22 protein-coding genes are annotated in these 21,459 nt (G+C 71.1%); 13 read left to right on the forward strand and 9 right to left on the reverse strand.

Going from position 1 to position 21,459, the window contains the following annotated elements:
* Window positions 1-4 precede the first annotated feature (4 nt).
* The gene (locus ASC54_RS03295) at window positions 5-892 is read right to left on the reverse strand and encodes an ABC transporter permease (RefSeq protein ID WP_082514814.1); all 888 of its coding nucleotides are present in this window, start codon (window positions 890-892) and stop codon (window positions 5-7) included.
* Window positions 889-1,872, reverse strand: coding sequence for an ATP-binding cassette domain-containing protein (locus ASC54_RS03300; protein WP_055896645.1), 984 nt, complete (start codon window positions 1,870-1,872; stop codon window positions 889-891). Before ASC54_RS03300 ends, ASC54_RS03295 begins: the two co-directional genes overlap by 4 nt.
* A gap of 96 nt (window positions 1,873-1,968) precedes the next feature.
* Between ASC54_RS03300 and ASC54_RS03305 the strand changes: the two genes are divergently transcribed.
* From ASC54_RS03305 to ASC54_RS03325, 5 genes are all read left to right on the forward strand, one after another.
* Entirely contained in the window at window positions 1,969-3,150 is a 1,182-nt protein-coding gene (locus ASC54_RS03305) for an acyl-CoA dehydrogenase family protein (protein ID WP_055896648.1), read from the forward strand.
* The gene (locus ASC54_RS03310) at window positions 3,147-3,680 is read left to right on the forward strand and encodes an NUDIX domain-containing protein (protein WP_156376709.1); all 534 of its coding nucleotides are present in this window, start codon (window positions 3,147-3,149) and stop codon (window positions 3,678-3,680) included. The genes ASC54_RS03305 and ASC54_RS03310 overlap by 4 nt, the downstream gene beginning before the upstream one ends.
* Window positions 3,681-3,694: 14 nt before the next feature.
* Window positions 3,695-4,579: an alpha/beta fold hydrolase gene (locus ASC54_RS03315; protein WP_055896651.1), complete on the forward strand. Its 885-nt coding sequence runs from the start codon at window positions 3,695-3,697 to the stop codon at window positions 4,577-4,579.
* Between the two features lie 15 nt (window positions 4,580-4,594).
* Window positions 4,595-4,921 (forward strand): DUF2703 domain-containing protein, encoded by a 327-nt coding sequence (locus ASC54_RS03320; protein WP_235451371.1) that lies wholly within the window; start codon window positions 4,595-4,597, stop codon window positions 4,919-4,921.
* 157 nt (window positions 4,922-5,078) lie between these two features.
* Window positions 5,079-5,951, forward strand: coding sequence for a hypothetical protein (locus ASC54_RS03325; protein WP_055896654.1), 873 nt, complete (start codon window positions 5,079-5,081; stop codon window positions 5,949-5,951).
* Here the strand turns inward: ASC54_RS03325 and ASC54_RS03330 are convergent.
* From ASC54_RS03330 to ASC54_RS03345, 4 genes are read right to left on the reverse strand one after another with little or no spacing between them, the layout of a single operon-like run.
* Window positions 5,948-6,613, reverse strand: a complete 666-nt coding sequence (locus ASC54_RS03330) for an alpha/beta hydrolase (RefSeq protein ID WP_055896656.1) — start codon at window positions 6,611-6,613, stop codon at window positions 5,948-5,950. The genes ASC54_RS03325 and ASC54_RS03330 overlap by 4 nt on opposite strands.
* Window positions 6,610-7,599: a serine hydrolase gene (locus ASC54_RS03335; protein WP_055896659.1), complete on the reverse strand. Its 990-nt coding sequence runs from the start codon at window positions 7,597-7,599 to the stop codon at window positions 6,610-6,612. The genes ASC54_RS03330 and ASC54_RS03335 overlap by 4 nt, the downstream gene beginning before the upstream one ends.
* A 27-nt stretch (window positions 7,600-7,626) precedes the next feature.
* A complete protein-coding gene (locus tag ASC54_RS03340) occupies window positions 7,627-8,550 on the reverse strand; it encodes an LLM class F420-dependent oxidoreductase (RefSeq protein ID WP_055896661.1) in 924 nt (307 codons plus the stop codon).
* A gap of 35 nt (window positions 8,551-8,585) precedes the next feature.
* Window positions 8,586-9,701, reverse strand: coding sequence for a Fic family protein (locus ASC54_RS03345; protein ID WP_055896665.1), 1,116 nt, complete (start codon window positions 9,699-9,701; stop codon window positions 8,586-8,588).
* 148 nt (window positions 9,702-9,849) lie between these two features.
* On the opposite strand from ASC54_RS03345, the gene ASC54_RS03350 reads away from it, so the two are divergent.
* From ASC54_RS03350 to ASC54_RS03370, 5 genes are all read left to right on the forward strand, one after another.
* Window positions 9,850-10,542, forward strand: coding sequence for an aspartate/glutamate racemase family protein (locus ASC54_RS03350; RefSeq protein WP_055896667.1), 693 nt, complete (start codon window positions 9,850-9,852; stop codon window positions 10,540-10,542).
* A 54-nt stretch (window positions 10,543-10,596) separates the two neighbouring features.
* On the forward strand, window positions 10,597-11,679 hold the full coding sequence (locus ASC54_RS03355; protein ID WP_235451372.1) for an acyl-CoA dehydrogenase: 1,083 nt from the start codon (window positions 10,597-10,599) through the stop codon (window positions 11,677-11,679).
* The gene (locus ASC54_RS03360) at window positions 11,673-13,058 is read left to right on the forward strand and encodes a bifunctional PIG-L family deacetylase/class I SAM-dependent methyltransferase (protein WP_055896671.1); all 1,386 of its coding nucleotides are present in this window, start codon (window positions 11,673-11,675) and stop codon (window positions 13,056-13,058) included. Before ASC54_RS03355 ends, ASC54_RS03360 begins: the two co-directional genes overlap by 7 nt.
* Window positions 13,055-13,720 carry a glycosyltransferase family 2 protein gene (locus tag ASC54_RS03365; RefSeq protein ID WP_055857532.1) on the forward strand — a complete coding sequence of 222 codons (666 nt, stop codon included), beginning with the start codon at window positions 13,055-13,057 and terminating at the stop codon, window positions 13,718-13,720. The genes ASC54_RS03360 and ASC54_RS03365 overlap by 4 nt, the downstream gene beginning before the upstream one ends.
* A 156-nt stretch (window positions 13,721-13,876) precedes the next feature.
* Window positions 13,877-14,722, forward strand: coding sequence for an aldo/keto reductase (locus ASC54_RS03370; RefSeq protein WP_055896674.1), 846 nt, complete (start codon window positions 13,877-13,879; stop codon window positions 14,720-14,722).
* On the opposite strand, the gene ASC54_RS03375 is transcribed toward ASC54_RS03370, so the two are convergent.
* From ASC54_RS03375 to ASC54_RS03385, 3 genes are all read right to left on the reverse strand, one after another.
* Window positions 14,719-15,951: an alpha-hydroxy acid oxidase gene (locus ASC54_RS03375; RefSeq protein WP_055896676.1), complete on the reverse strand. Its 1,233-nt coding sequence runs from the start codon at window positions 15,949-15,951 to the stop codon at window positions 14,719-14,721. The two genes, ASC54_RS03370 and ASC54_RS03375, sit on opposite strands and share 4 nt — an antisense overlap.
* A 2-nt stretch (window positions 15,952-15,953) precedes the next feature.
* A complete protein-coding gene (locus tag ASC54_RS03380) occupies window positions 15,954-16,682 on the reverse strand; it encodes a GntR family transcriptional regulator (RefSeq protein ID WP_055896679.1) in 729 nt (242 codons plus the stop codon).
* A gap of 90 nt (window positions 16,683-16,772) precedes the next feature.
* Window positions 16,773-17,783, reverse strand: coding sequence for a LacI family DNA-binding transcriptional regulator (locus ASC54_RS03385; protein ID WP_255357374.1), 1,011 nt, complete (start codon window positions 17,781-17,783; stop codon window positions 16,773-16,775).
* A gap of 374 nt (window positions 17,784-18,157) precedes the next feature.
* Here ASC54_RS03385 and ASC54_RS03390 point away from each other — a divergent pair, with 374 nt between their 5' ends.
* The 3 genes from ASC54_RS03390 to ASC54_RS03400 all read left to right on the forward strand — a co-directional run bounded on the left by ASC54_RS03390 (window position 18,158) and on the right by ASC54_RS03400 (window position 21,443).
* Window positions 18,158-19,567 carry an ABC transporter substrate-binding protein gene (locus tag ASC54_RS03390; protein ID WP_055896684.1) on the forward strand — a complete coding sequence of 470 codons (1,410 nt, stop codon included), beginning with the start codon at window positions 18,158-18,160 and terminating at the stop codon, window positions 19,565-19,567.
* 71 nt (window positions 19,568-19,638) lie between these two features.
* On the forward strand, window positions 19,639-20,589 hold the full coding sequence (locus tag ASC54_RS03395; RefSeq protein ID WP_055857521.1) for an ABC transporter permease: 951 nt from the start codon (window positions 19,639-19,641) through the stop codon (window positions 20,587-20,589).
* Window positions 20,586-21,443 (forward strand): ABC transporter permease, encoded by an 858-nt coding sequence (locus tag ASC54_RS03400; RefSeq protein WP_055857518.1) that lies wholly within the window; start codon window positions 20,586-20,588, stop codon window positions 21,441-21,443. Before ASC54_RS03395 ends, ASC54_RS03400 begins: the two co-directional genes overlap by 4 nt.
* Window positions 21,444-21,459 lie beyond the last annotated feature (16 nt).

A 21,459-nucleotide genomic window follows, 5' to 3' on the forward strand; every position in this document is an offset into this window, starting at 1 on the left:
GCCCCTACTTCTTCCCGAGCGCCGCGAACTTCGCGATCGACAGCGGCACGAACACGAGCAGCAGCACCGCGATGCCGATGAGCACGGTGAGGATGGGATTCTGGGCCGTCCACGCGTCGCCGACGGGCGTTCCCGCGGGCACGTTGCCGAACAGCTCGCGCGCCGACTGCACGAGCGCCGAGACGGGGTTCCACTCCGAGAAGATCCGCAGCGGGGTGGGGAGGTTCTCGGTGGGCACGAACGCGTTCGAGATGAACGTGAGAGGGAAGAGCACGAGGAACGACACGTTGTTGATGATCTCGGGGCTGCGCACGCTCATGCCGAGGAAGGCCATGAGCCATGAGAACGCGTAGGCGAACAGCAGCAGGAGCGCGACCCCGGCGAGGAACCCCCCGAGCGACGACTCGACGCGCCAGCCGACGATGAAGCCGGTGCCCATCATGACGAGCATCGACAGCCCGTTGATGACGAGGTCGCCGTTGGTGCGCCCGACGAGCACGGCCGCACCGCTCATCGGCAGGGTGCGGAAGCGGTCGATGATGCCGTCCTTGAGGTCCTGCGCCATCGCCGAGCCCGAGTAGGTCGAGCCGAACACGACGGTCTGGGCGAAGATGCCCGCCATGAGGAACGACGTGTACCCGCCGGGCACGTCGATCGCGGCGCCGAAGACGAAGGTGAACAGCAGTACGAACATGATCGGCTGCAGCAGCGTGAACACGAGGATGTCGGGCACCCGGATGATCTTCATGAGGTTGCGGCGCGTGGCGACCCACCCGTCGCTGAGGAACCTCCCGATCGCCGTCCCCGGCTCCGGTTGCAGGGTCGCGGATGCTCCGCGCGCGCCGAGCCCGCCCGTCGAGCCGGCCGTCCCGCTCGATCTCACGGTGCTCATGCCGCCCCCTTCCCGCCCTCGCCCGGATCCTCCGCCGCGTGCCCGGTGAGCTGAAGGAAGACGTCGTCGAGCGTGGGTCGTCGCATGCCCGCGTCGTGGAGGGCGATGCCCGCGGCGGTCACCTCGCCGACGATGCGGCTGAGGGCGGTCGGGCCGTCCTCGACGGGCACGACCCAGGTCTTGCCCTCGTTCGACGGCACCGCCTCGCCCGCGCCGTAGCGCTGGAGGATGCCGCGCACGACCTCCGTCTCGTCGGCCTCGACGAGCGTGAGCGCGACGCGCTGCCCGCCGACCGACGCCTTGAGCTCGTCGGCGGTGCCCTCGGCGATCACGCGGCCCTCGTCGATGACCGAGATCGAGTCGGCGAGACGATCGGCCTCCTCCAGGTACTGCGTGGTGAGGAGCACGGTCGTCCCGCCGCTCACGAGGCTCTCGATGACATCCCACAGCGCCAGTCGGCTGCGCGGGTCGAGGCCCGTGGTCGGCTCGTCGAGGAAGAGCACCGGCGGGTTGATGACGAGCGCGCCCGCGAGGTCGATGCGCCGGCGCATGCCGCCGGAGAAGCCCTTGACCACGCGGTTCTGCGCCTCGACGAGGTCGAAGAGCTCGATGAGCTCGCGCGCCCGCTGCTTCGCCCGCTTCGCGCCCAGGTGGTAGAGCCGGCCCACCATCTCGAGGTTCTCGAAGCCCGTGAGGTTCTCGTCGACGGCGGCGTACTGGCCGCTCGCGCCGATCATGCGCCGCACCCGCTCGGGGTCGGCGAGCACGTCGACGCCGTCGATGACCGCCGAGCCGGAGTCGGGGCTGATGAGCGTCGTGAGCACCTTGACGGTGGTCGTCTTGCCGGCGCCGTTGGGGCCGAGCAGGGCGGTGACGGTGCCCTGCGGCACCTGCAGCGACAGCCCGTCGAGCGCGCGCACGACCGGGGCGCCCTTCGGGGTGTAGGTCTTGACGAGGTCGCTCGCCTCGATGAACGGCATGCGCGGATGCTACTCCTGGCCGGCGACATCGTGAGGTCTCGTCGTTCTCCCCACCGCTCCCGGCCGACCGTCGGGAGTCGGGCGTAGCCTGGCCCGGTGAGCGAGCAGACCGTGCTGTCCCCCGAGCTCCTGCACGGCATCCGCGATCGCGCCCCCGACCACGACGCTCGCAACTCGTTCTTCTTCGACGACCTGACCGCGCTGCGCGAGGCCGGGTACCTCCGACCGCGCAGCCTCACGGCCGCGGCCCGCGACCAGCGGATGCTCGCCGCGCACGCTCCCGCGACGGCGCTCGGCATGACCATGCACCTGGTCTGGATGGGCGTCGCCCGCGACCTCGCCGCCGCCGGCGACGACAGCCTCGCGTGGGTCGCGCGCGACTGCGAGGCGGGCGAGCTCTTCGCCTTCGCGATCAGCGAGGCCGGCAACGACCGCGTCATGACCGACTCGGTGACGCGCGTCGACCGCGTGCCCGGTGCACCAGACGGCTCCGGCGCCGGCTGGTCGTTCACCGGCACGAAGATCATCACGAGCCTGAGCCCGGCGTGGACGAGGCTCGGCGTGCTCGGCCGTCACGACCCCGCCGACGCCGATCCCGCGATCGTCCACGGCTTCCTCCTGCGCGAATCCCCGGTCTCGACCCCCGACCGCCTCGAGCTGCACCCCGCACCCGGCATCGCGCTCACCCCCGACTGGGATTCGCTCGGCATGCGAGCGACCCAGAGCTGGACGACCCGGCTCGACGCGGCGTTCATCCCGGACGAGCGCGTGTCGCGCATCCTGCCCGTCGGCCCCACGCTCGACCCGTTCCTCCTCGCGATCTCGGCGAACTTCCTCACCCTCATGGCCGCCGTCTACGCCGGGCTCGCCGACCGCGCCCTCGAGCTCGCCGTCGAGTCCGCCCACCGGCGCACGAGCCTCAAGAACGGGGGAGCGCCCCAGTCGGCCGACCCCGACATCCGATGGCGGGTGGCGGATGCCGCGCTCGCGCTCGACGCGCTGGCCCCGCAGATCGAGGCCGTCTGCCGCGATCGCGACGCGGGTCTCGACCGGGGTGCGCGGTGGTTCCGCGACCTGGCGGGGCTCAAGCAGCGCGCCGTCGTCACCGCGCGCGAGGTCGTCGACCAGTGCATGCACATCGCCGGGGGTGGGGCCTATCGCGCGGGCGACGAGCTCAGCCGCCTGCAGCGCGACGTGCTCGCCGGCATCTACCACCCGAGCGACCCGGAGAGCGTGCACGCGACGGTCGCGGCCGACCTGCTGGGGCCGCTGCCGTGAGCGCCGCACCCTCTGATCGCGACGCGCCCGACGTCGAGCCCACCGACCTCCCCGCCGCGGCCCTCGCCGGCGTCGACCTGCGCGTCGGCTGCTACGGCATCGTCCACGACGAGCGCGGTGTGCTGCTCGCCCACTGGCGCGAGGGCGCCTACGGCGGTTGGACCCTCCCGGGCGGCGGCATGGAGCCGGGCGAGCACCCCGAGCAGACGGTCGTGCGCGAGGTGAAGGAGGAGACGGGCTTCGACGTGCGCGTCGACGGGATCCTCGGCGTCGGGTCGATCATCATCCCGGGCGCGAAGCGGATCCCCGGCCCCGGCCGCGACCTGCAGGGGCTGCGCATCGTCTACCGCTGCACGATCGTCGGTGGCGCGCTCGCCGTCGAGCAGGAGGGCACGACCGACGACGTGCGCTGGTTCGCCCTCGACGAGGTCGCCGGCCTCGAGCGCGTCGAGCTCGTCGACGACGGGCTTCGTTACGCGGGCCTCGCTCTGCCGACCGACGACGACGGCCGCGCGCCGGCCTGGTCGTAGACGGGAGTCTGAGCATGCGCGAGTTCGACGTGACGATCGGGGGCGGCGTCCTGCACGCATACGACTCCGGCACCGGCGGCGCGCACGCCCTGCCCGTCGTCTGGCACCACGGAACCCCGAACATCGGCACGCCGCCGCGGCCCCTCCTCGACCACGCCGACCGGCTGGGCCTGCGACTGGTCGGGTACGACCGGCCCGGCTACGGCGGCTCGACTCCGCGCCCCGATCGCACCGTAGCGAGCGCGGGGGCCGACACCGCGGACGTCGTCGACGCGCTCGATGCCCCCGACGCGGCCGGCGCGCGGCCGGGCCGCCCCTTCGCCGTCCTCGGCCACTCCGGCGGCGGCCCGCACGCCCTCGCCTGCGCCGCGCTCCTTCCCGATCGCGTCGTCGCGGCGGTCAGCATCTCCGGCCTCGCCCCCTACGACCCCACGCGCGACGCCGACTGGTTCGCCGGGTTCAGCGATCTCGGCGCCGCCTCGCTGCGCGCCGCCGTCGCGGGTCGCGCGGCGAAGGAGGAGTACGAGTCGGTCGAGCACGAGGGCGACATGGGCTTCATCGCCGCCGACGGCGCGGCCTTCGACGGCGAGTGGGGCTGGATCATGGAGGTCGTCCGCCCCGCCCTCGCCGCCGGCCCCGCCCCGCTCATCGACGACGACCTCGCGTACGTCCGCGACTTGGGCTTCGCGCCGAGCAGCATCCGCTCGCCCGTGCGGCTCGTGCACGGCGGCCTCGATCGGATGGTGCCGGCCGCGCACTCCGCGCAGCTCGCGCGGAGCATCCCGCACGCCGTCATCGATCTCACGCCCGACGACGGCCACATCTCGATCCTGCGTCGCGCGGCCGCCGCGCTCGAGTGGATCGCGGCGCAGAGAGACGAACGTCCGAATGAGTCGTGAGAGGGAGGAGCAGCCGTGACCGCTCAGATCACCATCGAGGTCGTGCACATCGACGAGTGCCCGAACTGGGCGGAGACCGCGGAGGACCTCCGCGCCGTGCTCTCCGAGCTGGGCCGCGCCGACCTCGCCGTCGTCGTGCGACGCGTGACGACCGGGAACGAGGCGCTCGCCGCGGGCTTCGCGGGCTCGCCGACGATCCTCCTCGATGGCGACGACCCGTTCCCGCACGGCGAACCGACGGGCGAGCTCGCGTGCCGCGTCTACCTGACCGAGGCGGGGCTCCGCGGCCGGCCGAGCCGCGAGCAGCTGCGCGCCCTGATGGCCGAGCGACTCGCCGGCTGACCTCAGTCCGACCCGCGATCCGACACCCCGACAGGGGTCGTGCGACCTGTGCGCCGCGGGTCTACCCTGGCCGTGCAACGACCGCGCGCCGGCGGAGCACGAAGCTCGTGCGAGGCGCGCGAGGCTCCCGTGCGGTCGTGGAGGAGGTCTCTGGACCGTGCGCACAGCATCCCTGACCGACACCGGATCGGTGTCGATCCCGCCCCGCACGACGCGCGGCACCGATGAGAAGCGGCGGATGCTCCTCCGCTCCCTCCTCGTCGTCCTCGCGGTCGGCCAGCCCGTGTCGTCGCTCGTGTTCGACTGGCTCTCACCGACGACGCTGCAGTCGGGGGCGGAGTTCTCTCCGCTCGTCCCGCCCGGGGCCTGGTTCGCGATCTGGGGCGTGATCATCCTGCTGAGCCTCGCCTACGCGCTCGCGCAGGCCCGGCCGTCGACGCTCACCGCGCTGCCGAGCATCCGCGACCGCGTCGCCGGGCCGCTGGGCGTCGTCTTCGCGTGCTTCGGCCTGTGGCTCGCGACCGCCGCGCTCGGGCAGGACAACCCGCTCGGCCTCGTCGTGTTCATCGTGATCATCAGCGCGCACGTCGTCGCCTGGACGCGCGTGGTTCGCGCCCGCGACGAGCTCGCCGCCTGGAACCCGCTCGAGCGCGGCCTGCTCTACGGCCTCCTCGGCACCTACTCGGGCTGGACGTCGATGGCGTTCTTCGTGCAGATCGGCACGGTCGTGCAGGGGTCGGGCGCGCCCGTCGACACCGCGTGGGGTCAGACCTGGCAGCTGCTCGTGCTGCTCGCCGCGAGCGGACTCGCGGTCGCGTTCGTGCTCGGATCGCGCGCGTCGATCGTCTACGCCGCGACCGTCACCTACGCGCTCGTCGGCGTCGGCATCAGCGCGGGCGCCGCGGGCCTCACGCTGCTGGTCATCGGGTGCGTCGTCGGCGTCGCGCTGGTGTGGGCATCCGTCATCGTCATCAGGGCGACGGATGCTCGGCACCCCGCCCCGACGGCGCCCGGGTCAGTGCGCCGCTAGTCGATCCAGCCGAGCTCGCGCAGCCACTCCGCGCAGTCGCGCGTCCAGTTCCGGGCGATCCCGGCCTCCTCCTCGCCGTCGATGCCGTCGACGAGCCCGAGCCCGTGCCGGCCGCGCGGGTAGACGTGCAGCGCGTGCGGCACGTCGTGCGCGGCGAGCGCCCGCCCGAGCAGGTAGCTGTGCTCGACGGGCACGGGCTCGTCGGCCGCGGTGTGCCAGATGAACATCGGCGGCGCTCCCCGCGTCACGAGCCGGTCGATCGACAGAGCGCGGCGCGCCCACGGCCAGGCGCGCAGGCCGATCAGCTGCTCGCGCGAGCCGCGGTGGGTCGGCAGCTGCATCGACACGACGGGGTAGCCGAGCACGGCCGCGTCGACGAGCCCGCTGACCGCGGCGTGCCCGGCGAGGTGCCCGCCGGCGGAGAACCCGACGACCCCGATGCGCTCCACACCGTGCGCCCGCAGCTCGCCGATGTGCCGCCGCACCGCGTGGAACGGCCCCGGGTGCCGCGTCCGCACCGGGTACTCGAGCACGCTCGCCTCGAGCCCGAGTCCGCGCAGCCACTCGGCGACGGGCTCGCCCTCGTGCGGGGCGAGGCGCGCATAGCCGCCGCCCGGCAGCACGACGACGTGCGTGCGCGGACCATCGGCTGAGGCGGTCATCGTGCGCTCATCACCGCGTTGAGCAGCTGGTCCCAGTCGACGCCGACCTCGGGCCGCCACGAGTCGAGGCGGTTGGTGAGCGCCACGACGCACAGGCCGGCGTCGCGCGACATCCAGAACTGCGTGCCCGTCCAGCCCGTGTGGCCGAACAGCGAGTGGTCGAGGAGCCCCGGTCGGTGCGGCAGGTTCCAGGAGAGACCGAAGTCCTCGAAGCGCTTGATCGGGTCCTCGTCGAGCACCGGCAGGCCCGAGGTGCGCGGCCGCAGCATCGCTCCGAGGGTGATGGGCGCCACCACGCGCCCGTCACCGGCGAGCAGCGACTGCCCGATCGCCAAGAGGTCGTGCACCGTTCCGACCGCGCCGGCCGCCGGGTGGCGGGCGGCGAACACGAGCGACGGGTCGTGGCCGGCGAGGTCGGCGTCGTGGATCTCGTGCGCGTCCGCCGGGTCGAACGAGAGCGTGCCGGCGCCGGCCGCATCCGCCATCTCGGTGAAGAGGTCGACGAACTCGGCGCCCGTCGCGTGCTCGAGGATGGCGACGGCGCCCTCGAAGGCGAGGTTGTTGTAGCGGCGCACTGTGCCCGGCACCGATTCGAGCAGCGCGGTCGCGAGCGCCTCCCGCAGCGACGCCGGCCCGCCCGAGCCGCCGCCGAGCTCGTGGTCGACGATGCCGGAGGTGTGGCTCAGCAGCCGGCCGAGGGTCGCGGCGCCCGCGGGGGCCTGCGGCAGGGCATCCCGCAGCGGGGTCTCGCTCGTCAGCAGACCGCGCTCGATCGCGCGCGCGATCGTGAGGCCCGTGAGCGGCTTCGTGACCGAGTAGAGGGCGTAGCGGTCGTCGACGGTCGCGGTGCGGCCGCCGTCGGAGCCGAACGCCTCGAGTGCGAGCACCCCGTCGGCCGAGCACACGCCGAGCACGCCCGTGGGCAGCTGGCCGGAGTCGACGCGGGCGCGCATCCAGTCGATGGCGTGGCCGAAGGTGCGGGTCATGGGCTGCTCCTGTGGTGACGGCGCCGGTCAGCGCACGCGCGCGATGACGTCGCGGGCGATGAGGTCGAGGTGGTCGAGGTCGGTCATGTCGACGGTCTGCAGGTAGATGCGGGATGCGCCCAGGCCCCGCAGCCGCTCGGTCTTCGCGGCGACCTCGTCGGGCGTGCCGACCAGACGGGCGTCGTGCGGCGACTCCGGGTCGATGCCGACGGCCTCGCAGCGCCGGCGGAGCGTCGCCGCGTCCTCCGCGACGATCGTCGGCAGCGCGACCGACAGCTCGAGCGTGTCGGGATCGCGCTCCTCCTCGAGGCACACCGAGCGCACGTTGGCGAACGTCGAGGCGACCGTCGCCTCGTCGACGAAGCCGATGTTGAACTCGGTCGCGTAGCGGGCGGCGAGCTGGGGGGTGCGGCGGGGGCCGCCGCCTCCCACGATGACGGGGATCTGTCGCTGCGCGGGCTTCGGCAGTGCGGGCGCGTCGAGCAGCGAGTAGTGGTCGCCCTCGAACGAGAACGTGGCGCCGTCGGGGGTGGCCCAGAGGCCCGTCACGATCGCGAGCTGCTCCTCGAGCATCCCGAATCGCTTCTCGGGGAAGGGGATGCCGTAGGCCGCGTGCTCCTTCGCGAACCAGCCGGTGCCGAGGCCGAGCTCGACGCGGCCGCCCGACATGCCATCGACCTGCGCGACCTGGATGGCGAGGATGCCAGGCACCCGGTACGTCGCCGACGACACGAGCGTGCCGAGCCGCACCCGGGAGGTCTCGCGCGCGAGGCCGGCTAGCGTCGTCCACGCGTCGGTCGGGCCGGGCAGCCCGTCGCCGTCGCCCATGACGTGGTAGTGGTCCGAGCGGAACCAGCCGTCGAAGCCGAGCGCCTCGGCGCGCTGCGCGTGGGCGAGCTGCGTCTCGTAGTCGGCGCCCTGCTGGGGCTCGGTGAACGCGCAGAACTGCATGGATGCTCCTCCTGGAGTGCGGCGGTACGTCGAGCCTAGAAGAGTGTGGGCGCGGGCTCCGGCGCTCGCTCAGCGCGAGTCAAAAGGGAGAAGAACGTGCGGTTGATGAAGACGAGGCTTCTGCCGGCCTTGACGGAGATGAGAACCTCGGCCTCGGTCAGGATCTTGAGCCACTTTGTCGCCGTCGGTCGCGTGACGTCGCATCTCTCCATGACCGTCGTGATCCGGCAGTAGGGCTGCTCGAACAGCACGTCCAGAAGGTCCGCGTTCGCTCCACTGGGGAGCACGGCCCGCAGTTCCCCCTGCATCTCGCGATAGAGCGCCTGGATATCGTCGATCTTCTCAATCGTCGAAAGAGCGGTCTGCCGAATACCTTCCAGCATGAACTCGACCCAGTCCTCCCATGCCGCCTCGGCGGTCACGGCGAGAAGCAGCCGGTAGTACTCCGCCTTGTTCTGGACGATGTAGCGAGAGAGGTACAGGATCGGCTCGCTCAGCAGCCCACGGTCGATGAGAAGAAGGATGTTGACAATCCGTCCAGTACGCCCGTTGCCGTCCGAGAACGGGTTGATTGCTTCGAATTGATAGTGAGCAAGCGCCATGACGACGAGCGGATCGAGGGCGGTCGAGGTGTGGACGAAGCGCGCCCACGCATCCAACCGCTCCATGAGGAGGCGCTGGCCATCGGGAGGTGTATAGATCGCCTCGCGGGTGGCCGGATTTCCGATGAACGTCCCCGGAAGGTCTCTCACCCTCATCTCGCGGGCCTGAAGGGTGGAGCAGATGGTGATCAACGTCGTCGCCGACAGTGGTCTATCACGAACTCTGCGAACTCCGTCGAGCAGCGCCACGCGGTATCGGAGCGCTTCCTTCGCCTCGGGTCGCGTCGAATCCTCGTCGAGCTGATCGGCCGCGAAGAGTTCGTCGGCGGTTGTGACGATGTTCTCGATCTCAGAGCTCGCCTGCGCTTCGAGAAGTGGAATGGAGTTGAGCAGAACCCTCGGGTTCGGGATGCGTCGAGCCGCCTGGTCGAGCGAGGCAAGAGCGGCTCTCGCCTCTGCGACCTGCTTGAGGATGCGCTTTGACTCGACATCGATCGGCGGAGGCAGATCCGGCAGATCGTTGTAGGGGCTGTTCGGCGTCCAGACCATAGTGAAAGATTAGATGCACGTCGTCAGTTCATGTAAAAAATCGCCCCAGATTTTGCAATAACTAGTGCAGGAAACAAGATCTTGCTCATAGCGACGCGGTTGCAGCCGCAGCCGTTCCGGCCCGTTGTGCCACTGCTAGCGTTCGCCCATGAAGACGATCGGCCTCATCGGCGGCATGAGCTGGGAGAGCTCGGCGCTCTCGTACCGGCTCATCAACGAGGAGGTGCGCGACCGTCTCGGCGGCTTCCACTCGGCACGCGCCGTCATGACCTCGGTCGATTTCGCCGAGATCGAGGCGCTGCAGGCTGCCGACGACTGGGATGCCGCGGGAGCGGTCCTCGCGCGGGAGGCGCAGGCGCTCGAACGGGCGGGCGCAGAGCTCATCATGCTGTGCACGAACACCATGCACCTGGTCGCCGACCGCATCGAGAGCGCCGTCGACGTGCCCTTCCTCCACATCGCCGACGTGACGGCTGACGCGATCCAGGCCGGCGGTCAGCGCGCCGTCGGGCTGCTCGGCACCCGATTCACTATGGAGAAGGCCTTCTACCGCGAGCGCCTGGAGGCGCGCGGCATCACCGTGATCGTGCCCGAGGAGGGCGATCGCTCCGTCGTGCACGACATCATCTACGGCGAGCTCGTGCACGGCGTCGTGCGTCAGGAGTCGCGGCAGGCGTACCGCGAGGTCGTCGAGCGCCTCGTCGAGCGCGGAGCCGAGGGCGTCGTCCTCGGCTGCACGGAGATCGAGCTGCTCGTCGGCGCCGACGATGTCGACGTCGCCGTCCACCCGACGACGCGCATCCAGGCCCGTGCGGCGGTCGCGGCGGCGCTCGCCGACTGAGAGGAGCCTGACCGGCGCCGCGCGTCACCCGCCTCCCTTGGCTACCGTCGGGGAATGCGTGTCCGCCTGGCCTCCGACCCCGCGTCCCGCGCGCCAGGGCCCCGCACGTTGCTCGCCGAGCGGCTCGCTCCGCGCTCGGTGCCCGACGCGATCGACACGGCGCGCGACCTCGGTGCGCTCGATGTCGGCGCGGATGCCCGCGAACGGTCAGCCGGTCCGGCGCCGGCCTCGGCGGGCGACGCGCTGCTCGACCGGTGGGAGGCGCTCGCGACGCTCGGGGCCGTCGACCTCGGCGCGGCGCGGGTCGTTGAGCCGCACCTCGATGCGCTGAGCATCCTCGCCGAGGCCAAGGCGACCGCGACCGCCGATGCCGGGTCCCTCGACCGCGACCCCGCCGCCGTCTGGGGCGTCTTCGCGGCGGAGGGCGGCGACGAGCCCCTGCGCGCGCGGCCGACCGCCCACGGCTGGAGGCTCGACGGGGTGAAGCCGTGGTGCTCGCTCGCGGGCATCCTCGATCGCGCCCTTGTGACCGCCCACCTCGACGACGCGGGCACCCGGCGCCTCTTCGCCGTCGACCTGCGCGCCCCCGGCGTCGCGGTCGCCGAGGGAGCCTGGGCGGCACGCGGGCTGAGCGAGATCCCGAGCGGGCCGGTGCGCTTCGCCGACGTCGCGGCCGAGCCCGTCGGCGCCGACGGCTGGTACCTGCAGCGGCCCGGCTTCGCGATCGGCGGCACGGGCGTCGCCGCGTGCTGGTTCGGCGGCGCGGTCGGTCTCGCCCGCTCCCTGCATTCGGCACTTGCCGCCCGCGCGGACGCTCACGGTCTTGCGCATCTCGGCGCGATCGACGAGCAGCTCGAGGCCGCCCGCCTCGTCCTCGCCGACGCGGCCCGCCGCGCCCCCGGAGCCGACCGCGCGACGGCGCGCATCCTCGCCAAGCGCGTGCGCGCGACCGTCGCCCGCACGTGCGACGACGTGCTCGCCCGCACTGCCCGCGCGCTCGGCCCCGCCCCGCTCGCCCTCGACGCCGAGCACGCCAAGCGCGTCGCCGACCTCCAGCTCTACGTGCGCCAGCACCACGCCGAGCGCGACCTCGCCTCCCTCGGCGAGGCGCTGACCGCGAGCGAGGCGCCATGGTGACGTTCGATGCGGCGGCCCCCGGCACGAGCGCGGCCGTGTGGGCGGCGGATGCCCGGACCCACGATCGTCCGCCCCTCGACCTCGACGGCGCGACCGCCCTCGTCGTCATCGCCGCGCACCCCGACGACGAGACGCTCGGCGCCGGCGGGCTCATCGCTACGTGCGCGGAGCGCGGCCTGCCCGTGACGGTCGTCGTCGTGACCGACGGCGCCGGGTCGCACCCCGACGACGCGCGCATCGGGCGTCGACGCGCGGGCGAGCTGCTCGTAGCGCTCGACCTGCTCGGGGTGACGACGGCGCCCGTGCTGCTGGGGTTCCCGGACGGGGGGACGCGCGAGCACCGCGAGGGGATCGCGGCGGCGCTCGCCGCGGTGCTCGAAGCGGTCGTCAGAGAGGAGCCCGACGGCACGACGGCCGGCGCGCCCGGCCGCATCCTCGTCGCCGCGCCCTGGACGGGCGACGGCCACCGCGACCACCGCGTCGTCGGCGAGATCGTGCGCGAGCTCGTCGCGCGCGACGCCGCCTGGCTGACGCTGCTCGCCTACCCGATCTGGATGCGCCACTGGGCCGACCCCGACCACGCCGCGGTGCCGTGGGAGTCGATGCGCGCGCTGGCGATCGACGCGCGCCGCAAGTCGGCCGCGATCGACGCGCACTCCTCGCAGCACGCGGGGGAGGAGCCGATGCTGCACGCGCGGTTCCTCGAGAACTTCCGAGGGGGCATCGAGCTGTTCGTGGTGGAGGAGGCCGCGCCCGCCGCCGCCCCGCCCGCGGCCCCGCTCGGCGCCGACTACTTCGACGCCCTCTACGCCCGCCGCGACGACCCGTGGCGGCTCGCCTCGCGCTGGTACGAGCGGCGCAAGCGCGACGCGACGATGGCTGTTCTGCCCGCCGAGCGGTACTCCTCGGCGCTCGAGATCGGCTGCTCGATCGGGCTGCTGACCGAGCGCCTCGCCGAGCGGTGCGACGCGCTGCTCGCCGTCGACATCGCCGAGGAGGCCGTCGCCCTCGCCCGACGGCGGCTCGCCCACCACGCGTCGTCCGCCGCCGTCCGCATCGAGCATCGCGACGCCCTCCGCGCCCTCCCCGACGGCGTGTTCGACCTCATCGTGCTCTCCGAGGTCGGCTACTACGCCGACCTCGACGCCCTCGACCGGCTCGTGGTCGCGATCGAGGCCGCGCTGCACCCGGCTGGAGCGCTCGTCGCCTGCCACTGGCGGCATCCCGTCGCCGACTACCCGCTGCGGGGCGACGACGTGCACGCGCGCCTCGCACGGTCGTCGCTCGAGCGAACGGTCAGTCACGTCGAACGCGACTTCGTGCTCGAGGTGTACGCGCGCGACGGCCGCTCGGTCGCCGAGCGCGAGGGGCTCGCATGAGCATCGGCGTCGTCATCCCGGCCCGCGACGAGGAGGATCTCATCGGCGACTGCCTCGCCTCGATCGCGCGGGCTTCCGCGCTCGTGACGGTTCCCGTCGTGGTCGTCGTCGTGGCAGACGGATGCTCGGACTCGACCACCGACGTCGCGCGCGGGTTCGCCGGGGTCGAGGTCGTCGAGCTCGCGCCCGTCGGCGTCGGCCTCGCGCGAGCGCGGGGTGTCTCGGCCGTGCTCGACCGTGGCGCCCAGTGGATCTCCTGCACCGACGCCGACTCGACCGTGCCCGAGAACTGGCTCGCCGAGCAGTGGCGGCTGCACCGCGAGGGTCGCGCGCTCATGATCGGCACCGTGCGACCGCGCTTCGCGGAGCTCTCGCCCGCGCACGTCGCCCACTGGACGGCGACGCACCGCCGGGGCTTCCCGAACGGGCACGTGCACGGTGCGAACCTCGGGGTCTCGGCGGCCGCGTACCGCGCGGCGGGCGGCTTCGCCGGGCTCGACGAGCACGAGGACGTCGACCTCGTCGCCCGGCTGCGCGCTCTCGGCGTCGACGAGGTCGCGAGCGACGCGTGCGAGGTCGAGACCTCCGCGCGGTTCGACGGCCGCACCGCCGGCGGCTACGCGGGGCACCTGCGGCGCGTCGAGGCCGAGCTCGCCGGCTGACCGGGGGTATCCGGGCCGTGCGGCACGCGGCGCCGCGCGTGCTCCGCGCGCACGAGCGCCGGGCGCGGGGGCGACGGGAGACCCGTCAGAGCCCTACGGTGGAGGCATGACCCCGACGACGCGACGATGCGGCCGCGCGAGCACCGTGAGCGCGCGATGACGCGATTCTCGCTCCCGCCCGGCGGCGTCGTGCTCGGCGTCGCCTCCCTGGTGCTCAAGGAGGGCGCGACGATCGACGGGGCGCTCGAGGTCGTCCGCGCGGCCGTGGACGCGGGCGTGCGGGCGATCGACACCGCACGCGCCTATGCCACGGTCGACGACGATGCCGCGGGAGAGCGCATCGCGCAGGCGGCGCGCGCGCAGGCCCCGGGCATCCCCATCATCACGAAGGCCGGCCACTTCCGCGTCGCGCGGGCGGCGTGGGATGTCGACGGGTCGCCCGAGCGCGTCCGGGCCGACGCGCTGCGCAGCCGCGAGGTGCTCGGCGCCCCGCCGTCCCTGCTGCTGCTGCACCGCGCCGACCGCGTCGACGACATCGACGCGTCGGTGCGCGAGCTGGCCGCCCTGCGCGAGGAGGGGGTGGTCGAGGCGATCGGCCTCTCGAACGCCTCGGTCGAGCTGCTCGACCGCGCCCGGGCGATCGCCGAGATCGACGCGGTGGAGAACCGCTTCGGCTTCGGCGTCGACCCGGCGACCGAGTACCGCTACTGCGTCGAGGCGGGCATCCCCTTCCTCGCCTACGCGCCGTTCGGCGGGCCCAAGGCCGAGCCGCTCGCGACCCGCGTGCCCCGCGTCGCCGCCGCCGCGACGGCGCACGGCACCTCGGTGCATCGTGCGGCGCTCGCCGCGATGCTCGACGCCATGCCCGGAGCGTGGCCCGTCATCGGCTCGACCCGCGTGGAGTCGGTGCTCGACTCGATCGCCGCGTCGGCGCTCGCGGTCGACGACGACCTGCGCCGCGCGTTCGCGGAGGACCTGCGCTCGCGCGGGGTCGGGCTCTAGCCGCGCGGGACGAGCCGCTGAAGCTGGGTCACGTGGCCCGGCTCGAGCTCGTCGAGGGAACTGACCCCGAGCAGCCGCATCGTGCGGGCCACCTGGTCGCCGAGGATCTGGATGGCGCGGTCGACGCCCTCGCGCCCGCCGGCCATGAGGCCGTACAGGTAGGCGCGGCCGATGAGGGTGAACCGCGCCCCGAGCGCGATCGACGCGACGATGTCGGCACCGGACATGATGCCCGTGTCGAGGTGCACCTCGGTGTCGCGGCCGACCTCGCGCACGACCTCGGGCAGCAGGTGGAACGGGATCGGCGCGCGGTCGAGCTGGCGGCCGCCGTGGTTCGAGAGGGTGATGCCGTCGACGCCGAGGTCGGCGAGGCGCTTGGCGTCGGCGACCGTCTGCACGCCCTTGACGACGAGCTTGCCGGGCCACTGCTCCTTGATCCACGCCAGGTCCTCGTAGGTGACGGTGGGGTCGAACATGAAGTCGAGCAGCTCGGCGACCGTGCCGTCCCAGCTCGACAGGCTCGCGAACGCGAGCGGCTCGGTGGTCAGGAAGTCCCACCACCACCACGGGCGGGGGATCGCGTTGGCGATCGTGCCGACCGTGAGCGCGGGCGGGATCGAAAACCCGTTGCGCTTGTCGCGCAGGCGCGCTCCGGCGACGGGCACGTCGACCGTCACGAGCAGCGTGTCGAAGCCCGCGGCGGCGGCGCGCTCGACGAGCTGCATCGACTTCTCGCGGTCCTTCCACATGTAGAGCTGGAACCAGTTCCGACCGGTCGGCGCCGCATCCCGCACGCCCTCGATGCTCGTGGTGCCCATCGTCGACAGCGCGAACGGGATGCCCGCGGCGGCCGCCGCTGTCGCCCCCGCGATCTCGCCCTCGGTGTGCATCATCCGGGTGAAGCCGGTCGGCGCGATACCGAACGGCAGCTCGACGCTCTCGCCGAGCACCTCCCACCCGGTATCGACGCGGCTGACATCGCGCAGGATCGCGGGGTGGAACTCGATGTCCTCGAACGCCTGGCGGGCGCGTCCGAGCGAGATCTCGCCTTCGGCCGCGCCTTCGGTGTAGTCGAACGGCGCCTTGGGGGTGCGGCGCTGCGCGATGGCGCGCAAGTCGTGGATCGTGAGTGCGCTCTGCAGGCGGCGCTTCTTGCCGTCGAGCTCGGGGGTCTTGAACTTCATGAGCGGGGCGAGCTCGCTCGGCCGGGGGAATCGGCGCTGCACCATAGTCAGTCTCTCTCGTCGGTCGGTTCGTCGTTCGGAGCGCTGCGCGTCGCGTCGTAGCGGGCGAGCAGGCGGTCGCGGGCACCCTCAATGTGGGCGCGGGTGAGCCTGCCCGCGGCCTCGGGGTCGCCGCCGGCGACGGCATCGAGGATGCGCTGGTGCTGCTCGACGACGTCGGCGAGCGCGAGGAGGCGGTGCGCTTGCACCTGGCCCGTGCACAACTCGATCTCGCCCATCAGCAGAGCATGCATGCGTGCGAGTCGGGGAGACGGCTGCGCCTCGACGAGCGCGCGATGGAAGGCGATGTCGGCTCGGGCCAGCGGGGCCGTGGCGTCGCGATCGGAGGCCGACCCGGCGGGCGCGTGCGCCGCCCTGGCGGCATCGGCGAGCATCCGCTGCGCTGCGAGCGCCTCCGACGGCACGATGCCGCGAGTGGCGAGGGCGCGCAACGCCGCCTCCTCGACGATCGCGCGGTTCGCGTACAGGTCGACGATGTCGTCGCGCGACAGTTGCGGCACTCGCGCGGTCTTGTGCGCCGTGCGCCGCAGCAGCCCTTCGGCGACGAGTCGCTCCAGCGCGACCTTCGCCGTCGGGCGGGCGACCCCGAAGCGGTCAGCGACGGCCTGTTCGGTGACGGCGGCTCCCGGGGCCTCACGCTGAGTGAGAATCCGCTCCCGAAGGGCCTCGTATACGGCCTCGGGGACCGACGTGACGGCCAGGGCGTCGATGCTCACGGGGGAGAAGCTATCAGATTGTCATACAAGTACACGCACCTTCGCGAGAGCGTGCTCGTCTCTGCGGGGACCAGGCACCAGGGATGCGGACTATCCGACGGCCACGGGTGCCGACCCGCAACCGCACGACTCTCGTCGTGCCAACGAGGGCGCCTCCAGCGCTCCGTCGAATACCTCACCGGAGAGAGCGGCGAGGAGCCGATGTCCTGCGGTTCGGCCGAGGTCACGGGGGTGAATCGAGACGGAGGAGAGACTCGGTGTGGTGATCGACGCGAGCTCCACGTCGTCGATGCTGACGACCCGGAGCTCGCTCGGCGAGATCGAGAACTCGTTCAAGGCTCTGAGGACACCGATGGCGATGATGTCGTTGTGCACGATGAGGGCATCCGGCAGCGGCTCGGCCGAGCCGAGCAGCCGGTGAGCGAGTTCTCGCGCCGCGATGGCGCTCGATGGCGATGGGGCGGACCAGGCCTCCATCACGCGCACATCCTCCGCCGCGCACAGCCGGCTGAATGACTCCATGCGCTGTATGCGCGGACCAGCATCACCGATTCCGCCGAAGTACCCCAGGGATTGAGCCCCGTGCTCCACGACGAGATGCTCGAACGCGATTCCGACGATTTCGGCATCGAGGACGTGGACGATGGGAAGATCCGACTCGGGTACGGCTCGGTTGAGGAGGACGACGGGTATGCGCGCTGCCCGCAGGCGCTCGAGCTCGACGGCCGTGGTTCCCAACGCTGGCAGCAGCAGAACGCCCGCGACCTGCTCCTCGACCAGCTGGCGGAGCACATGCCGCTGCATCGTGAGGTCATCGAAGGTGTTCGACAGGAGGACGATCATGCTTCGGTCTTCGAGCCCCATCTGCATTCCGATCGCCGCTTCAGCGACGACGGGGTTCGTGATGTCGGGGACGACCAGCCCGATGACGTTCCGCTGCTGGGTTCGGAGACGAACGGCATTGCGGTTAGGGATGTACCCGAGTCGTGCGGCCTCGGCCTGGACGCGGAGCCGCGTCTCCTCGGCGATCTTGCTCGCGTCGCGGAGCGCGAGGGAGACCGTGGCGCGCGACAGGCCCAGCGCGTCCGCGACCGTCTGCATCGTCACGGGGCCTTCTTGATCCACTCCACGATTCTCCCCGTGCAACGTAATTGAAACGTTACATCTGAGAGGCGGCGTGTCGACGATCCGTCTTGCGCGACCGATAAGCGCGAGGTAAGTTGGCGTTTCAATCGATTGAAACGTATCAATCGATTTACACTGGCCCTGTTATCCGGTCAGGGTCCCTGCCAAGACAAGGAAGTCACATGCATCAGACCCATTCGCGCCGCAGCATGACGCGCCCACGTCACCTGCCTGCCGCCCTTGCAGCGACGGCAGCACTCTCGCTCCTCGCAGGATGCACTGCGGCGGCGCCCGCCAGCGGGCCGGACGAACCGTCCAGCGAGCCGACGCAAGGTGGGTCAATCAACATCGTGCAGAGCTCGGACATCCAGCTCAACGGCTGGTTCGGGCAGACTCAGCCGAATCTGGGCATCCAGCGCCTGCTCTTCAATTCGCTCATCCAGATGGACGTGGCGACTGGCGAGCCGCAGCCCTCCCTGGCGGAGTCGTGGGAGCTCACCGACGCCGACACCGTCATCAGCTTCGTGCTGAGGGATGACGTCTCCTTCCATGACGGAACGCCGATGACGAGCGCCGACGTGATCGCGAGCATCGAAACCCTGCGCACCGAGGGCATCCCGTCGCAGGTGAAGTCCGTCGCCAACCTCGTGACGGAGATGGACCCCGTCTCCGACACCGAGCTCACCATCACGCTCGAGTACGCGGTGACGAACCTCTTCGACCTCTTCGAGATGATGCCGATCATCGATGACGCGACCGTGGACCAGCTGCTGCTCGGTGAGAACTTCAACGGCACCGGGCCCTTCCTGGTCGACGACTACACCCCCGGTCAGCGAGTGGACATGGTTCGCTTCGACGACTACTGGGGCGACGTGGCCTATCTCGACAGCGTGACCGTCACGGCCGTCCGCGACTCGCAGGCGATGCTCACGGCGCTGCGGTCTGGTCAGGCGCAGGTTGCCGTCGACCTCGCGCCGCTCGACGCGACGGCCATCCGCGATGATCCTGCTTTCGAGGTCTTCAACGCTCCGGCCGCCGACGCGGGGTACTACGTCGCGTCGAATGTGAACGTCCCGCTCCTGAGCTCCAAGGAGGTCCGCCAGGCGATCGCGACCGCGATCGACCGAGAGCGAATCCTCGACCAGGTGCTTGGCGGCAACGGCATCGTGAGCTCGATCCCGTGGACGCCATCCTCCGCGGCCTTCGACGAGTCCCTGCAGAACTTCTACAGCTACGACGTGGACGCGGCGACCGCGGCACTCGAGGAGGCCGGCGCTGCAGGTGAGCCCGTCAAGGTCTTCTACGACGCCAACAGCGGCATCATGACGGGCATCGCCCAGGTGGTCATCTTCGATCTCGAACAGGCCGGACTGCAGCCGCAGGCGGAACCGCTCCAGACTGCGGACTTCCTGACGCGCCTGCGCAATGGCGAACTGGACGGGCTCTTCATCAATGTCCACGGCTTCGGTCAGCTCTCGCCAGCGACACTCGTCACGGGCGCCTTCCCCTTCAACGCCAACGGCAACGCCTCGCAGTTCGACAACCAGACCTATAAGGATCTGGCGAACGCGGTGCGGGTCGAGACCGATGAAGCGGCCGCCGCGGAGAACATCGCGGCGCTGAATGAGTTCTTCCTCGACGAGCAGTTCGTCTCCGACCTGATCAGCAGCTACCACACGTACGCGATCTCATCGTCGATCAACGGGTTCGAAACGACGATTCTCGACTACCCGATCCTGGATCGCGTGTATCTCGACTAGGACCGGTTGGCAGGAGAACGGTGGGGTCGGCTCGATCGAGCCGACCCCACCGGATCGAAAGGAATGAATCAGTGTTGATCTTCACCGCGAAGAGGGTGCTGTCGGGCCTGATCGTGCTGCTCGTCGCGTCCGTGGTGATCTTCTTCATCCTGAGGCTCGCGCCGGGCGACCCGGCAGCCGCGCTTGCGGGCGCCGATGCCGACCAGGCGACGATCGATGCGATCCGCACGCGACTGGGTCTCGACCTGCCCCTCTGGCAGCAGTACGCCTCGTGGCTCGGCGGGATTCTGACGGGCAATCTCGGAGACAGCTTCATTCTGAGCGCACCGATCGCCGAACTCATCGGCGACAGCCTGCCGAACACCGTCTTCCTCGCCGGCGGCGCTCTGCTCCTCGCTCTGGTCGGTGGCGCTGTCGTGGGGATCGTCCTCGGCGTCAGTCGTCGGCGCGCGGTCAACAGCGTCTTCACGGCAGCGAATTCAGTGGCGTTCGCTGTTCCTCCGTACGTCACGGGCGTCTTCCTCACCCTTGTCTTCTCGATCTATCTGGGCGTGCTTCCCTCGGGCGGTGTCGGTCCCGGGCTCGGCGACCCAGTCGGCGCCATTCCGTATCTCCTGCTCCCCGCCGTCACGCTGGCGCTTCCAACCGGAGCCACCATCGCCCGGTTCCTGGCCGCATCGATGCGACGCCAGAGGGAGGAGGACTTCGTGCAGGCTGGGATCGCGAAGGGGCTCACCACGACGACGCTCTTCGCCCGTCACGTCATTCCCAACTCCCTGCCGCCGGTCCTCACCGTCCTCGGCATCCAGATCGGGCAGCTTCTGGCCGGCGCGATCATCGTGGAGGTCGTCTTCGCCTGGCCCGGGGTCGGCCAACTGATTTTGCAGTCCGTCATCACCCGTGACTACCTCCTGACCCAAGTGCTGCTGCTTCTCGCCGTGGCCGTATTCGTCGTCATGCAAACGCTGACCGACCTGGCCGACGCGGCTCTCGATCCGCGCGTTCGAATGGGAATCCGATGACCGCCATTCCCGAGCTCTCCCCAGCACGATCCCGACGACTCCCGTCCGCGCTGCGAGGGACCTTGGCTGACCCTGGGGTGTTCATCGCGACGGTGATCGTCATCATCTTCGTGTCGGTCGGACTTCTCGCGCCCTTCCTGCCCTTGCAGTCGCCCTATCTCCAGGGCGGTCAGGCATTCGCGCCTCCCAGCGCCGAGCACTGGCTCGGCACCGATGAGTTCGGACGCGATCTGTTCAGTCGTGTGCTGTTCGGCATACGCCAGGACGCGCTCGTGGGTGTGATCGCGGTGCCGATAGGCGCACTCATGGGCATCCTGCTCGGTCTCGCCAGCGGTCTGAACCGAATCCTCGATGCCGTGCTGCAGCGGATCCTGGATGTCTCGCTCGCCTTCTCGAGCCTTGTGATGGGAATCGTGGTGGCCGCGATCGTCGGCGCCGGTATCGAGGCGGTCCTAATCACGGTGGCCTTGGTCAACGTCCCTCTGTTCGGGCGCCTGACGCGGAGCGCGGTTCGCTCGCAGCAGGTTCGCGACTACGTCACTGCAGCTCGGGTCACCGGGGCGGGGCCGATCCGAGTGCTCGTCCGGCACGTGCTACCGAACGCCGTCGACGCGCTCATCGTGCAGGCTGCCCTGAGCCTGTCGATCGCTGTGTTCATCGAGGGCGCGATGAGCTTCGTCGGCATCGGCGTCAGGCCGCCCGAGCCGTCGCTCGGATCACTCCTCCGCAGCAGCAGCAGCTTCCTGGCGATCGCACCGCTCTACGCAATCGCGCCCATGGTCATCCTGACTGCTCTGGTTCTCTGCTTCAACGTCATCGGCGATGGTCTCAACCGCCGCCTCCTTCGCCGGTAGCACCGGCCCGAACCTA

Origin of the sequence: Yonghaparkia sp. Root332, from assembly GCF_001425665.1 — a bacterium.
Classification (GTDB): domain Bacteria; phylum Actinomycetota; class Actinomycetes; order Actinomycetales; family Microbacteriaceae; genus Microcella.

What these genes read in the sequence shown, in the direction of transcription:
- ASC54_RS03295 (WP_082514814.1), bottom strand. Translation starts at nt 892, where the DNA reads ATGAGCACCGTGAGATCGAGCGGGACGGCCGGCTCGACGGGCGGGCTC.
- ASC54_RS03300 (WP_055896645.1), bottom strand. Translation starts at nt 1,872, where the DNA reads ATGCCGTTCATCGAGGCGAGCGACCTCGTCAAGACCTACACCCCGAAG.
- ASC54_RS03315 (WP_055896651.1), top strand. Translation starts at nt 3,695, where the DNA reads ATGCGCGAGTTCGACGTGACGATCGGGGGCGGCGTCCTGCACGCATAC.
- ASC54_RS03330 (WP_055896656.1), bottom strand. Translation starts at nt 6,613, where the DNA reads ATGACCGCCTCAGCCGATGGTCCGCGCACGCACGTCGTCGTGCTGCCG.
- ASC54_RS03335 (WP_055896659.1), bottom strand. Translation starts at nt 7,599, where the DNA reads ATGACCCGCACCTTCGGCCACGCCATCGACTGGATGCGCGCCCGCGTC.
- ASC54_RS03340 (WP_055896661.1), bottom strand. Translation starts at nt 8,550, where the DNA reads ATGCAGTTCTGCGCGTTCACCGAGCCCCAGCAGGGCGCCGACTACGAG.
- ASC54_RS03345 (WP_055896665.1), bottom strand. Translation starts at nt 9,701, where the DNA reads ATGGTCTGGACGCCGAACAGCCCCTACAACGATCTGCCGGATCTGCCT.
- ASC54_RS03350 (WP_055896667.1), top strand. Translation starts at nt 9,850, where the DNA reads ATGAAGACGATCGGCCTCATCGGCGGCATGAGCTGGGAGAGCTCGGCG.
- ASC54_RS03355 (WP_235451372.1), top strand. Translation starts at nt 10,597, where the DNA reads ATGCGTGTCCGCCTGGCCTCCGACCCCGCGTCCCGCGCGCCAGGGCCC.
- ASC54_RS03360 (WP_055896671.1), top strand. Translation starts at nt 11,673, where the DNA reads ATGGTGACGTTCGATGCGGCGGCCCCCGGCACGAGCGCGGCCGTGTGG.
- ASC54_RS03365 (WP_055857532.1), top strand. Translation starts at nt 13,055, where the DNA reads ATGAGCATCGGCGTCGTCATCCCGGCCCGCGACGAGGAGGATCTCATC.
- ASC54_RS03370 (WP_055896674.1), top strand. Translation starts at nt 13,877, where the DNA reads ATGACGCGATTCTCGCTCCCGCCCGGCGGCGTCGTGCTCGGCGTCGCC.
- ASC54_RS03375 (WP_055896676.1), bottom strand. Translation starts at nt 15,951, where the DNA reads ATGGTGCAGCGCCGATTCCCCCGGCCGAGCGAGCTCGCCCCGCTCATG.
- ASC54_RS03385 (WP_255357374.1), bottom strand. Translation starts at nt 17,783, where the DNA reads ATGCAGACGGTCGCGGACGCGCTGGGCCTGTCGCGCGCCACGGTCTCC.
- ASC54_RS03400 (WP_055857518.1), top strand. Translation starts at nt 20,586, where the DNA reads ATGACCGCCATTCCCGAGCTCTCCCCAGCACGATCCCGACGACTCCCG.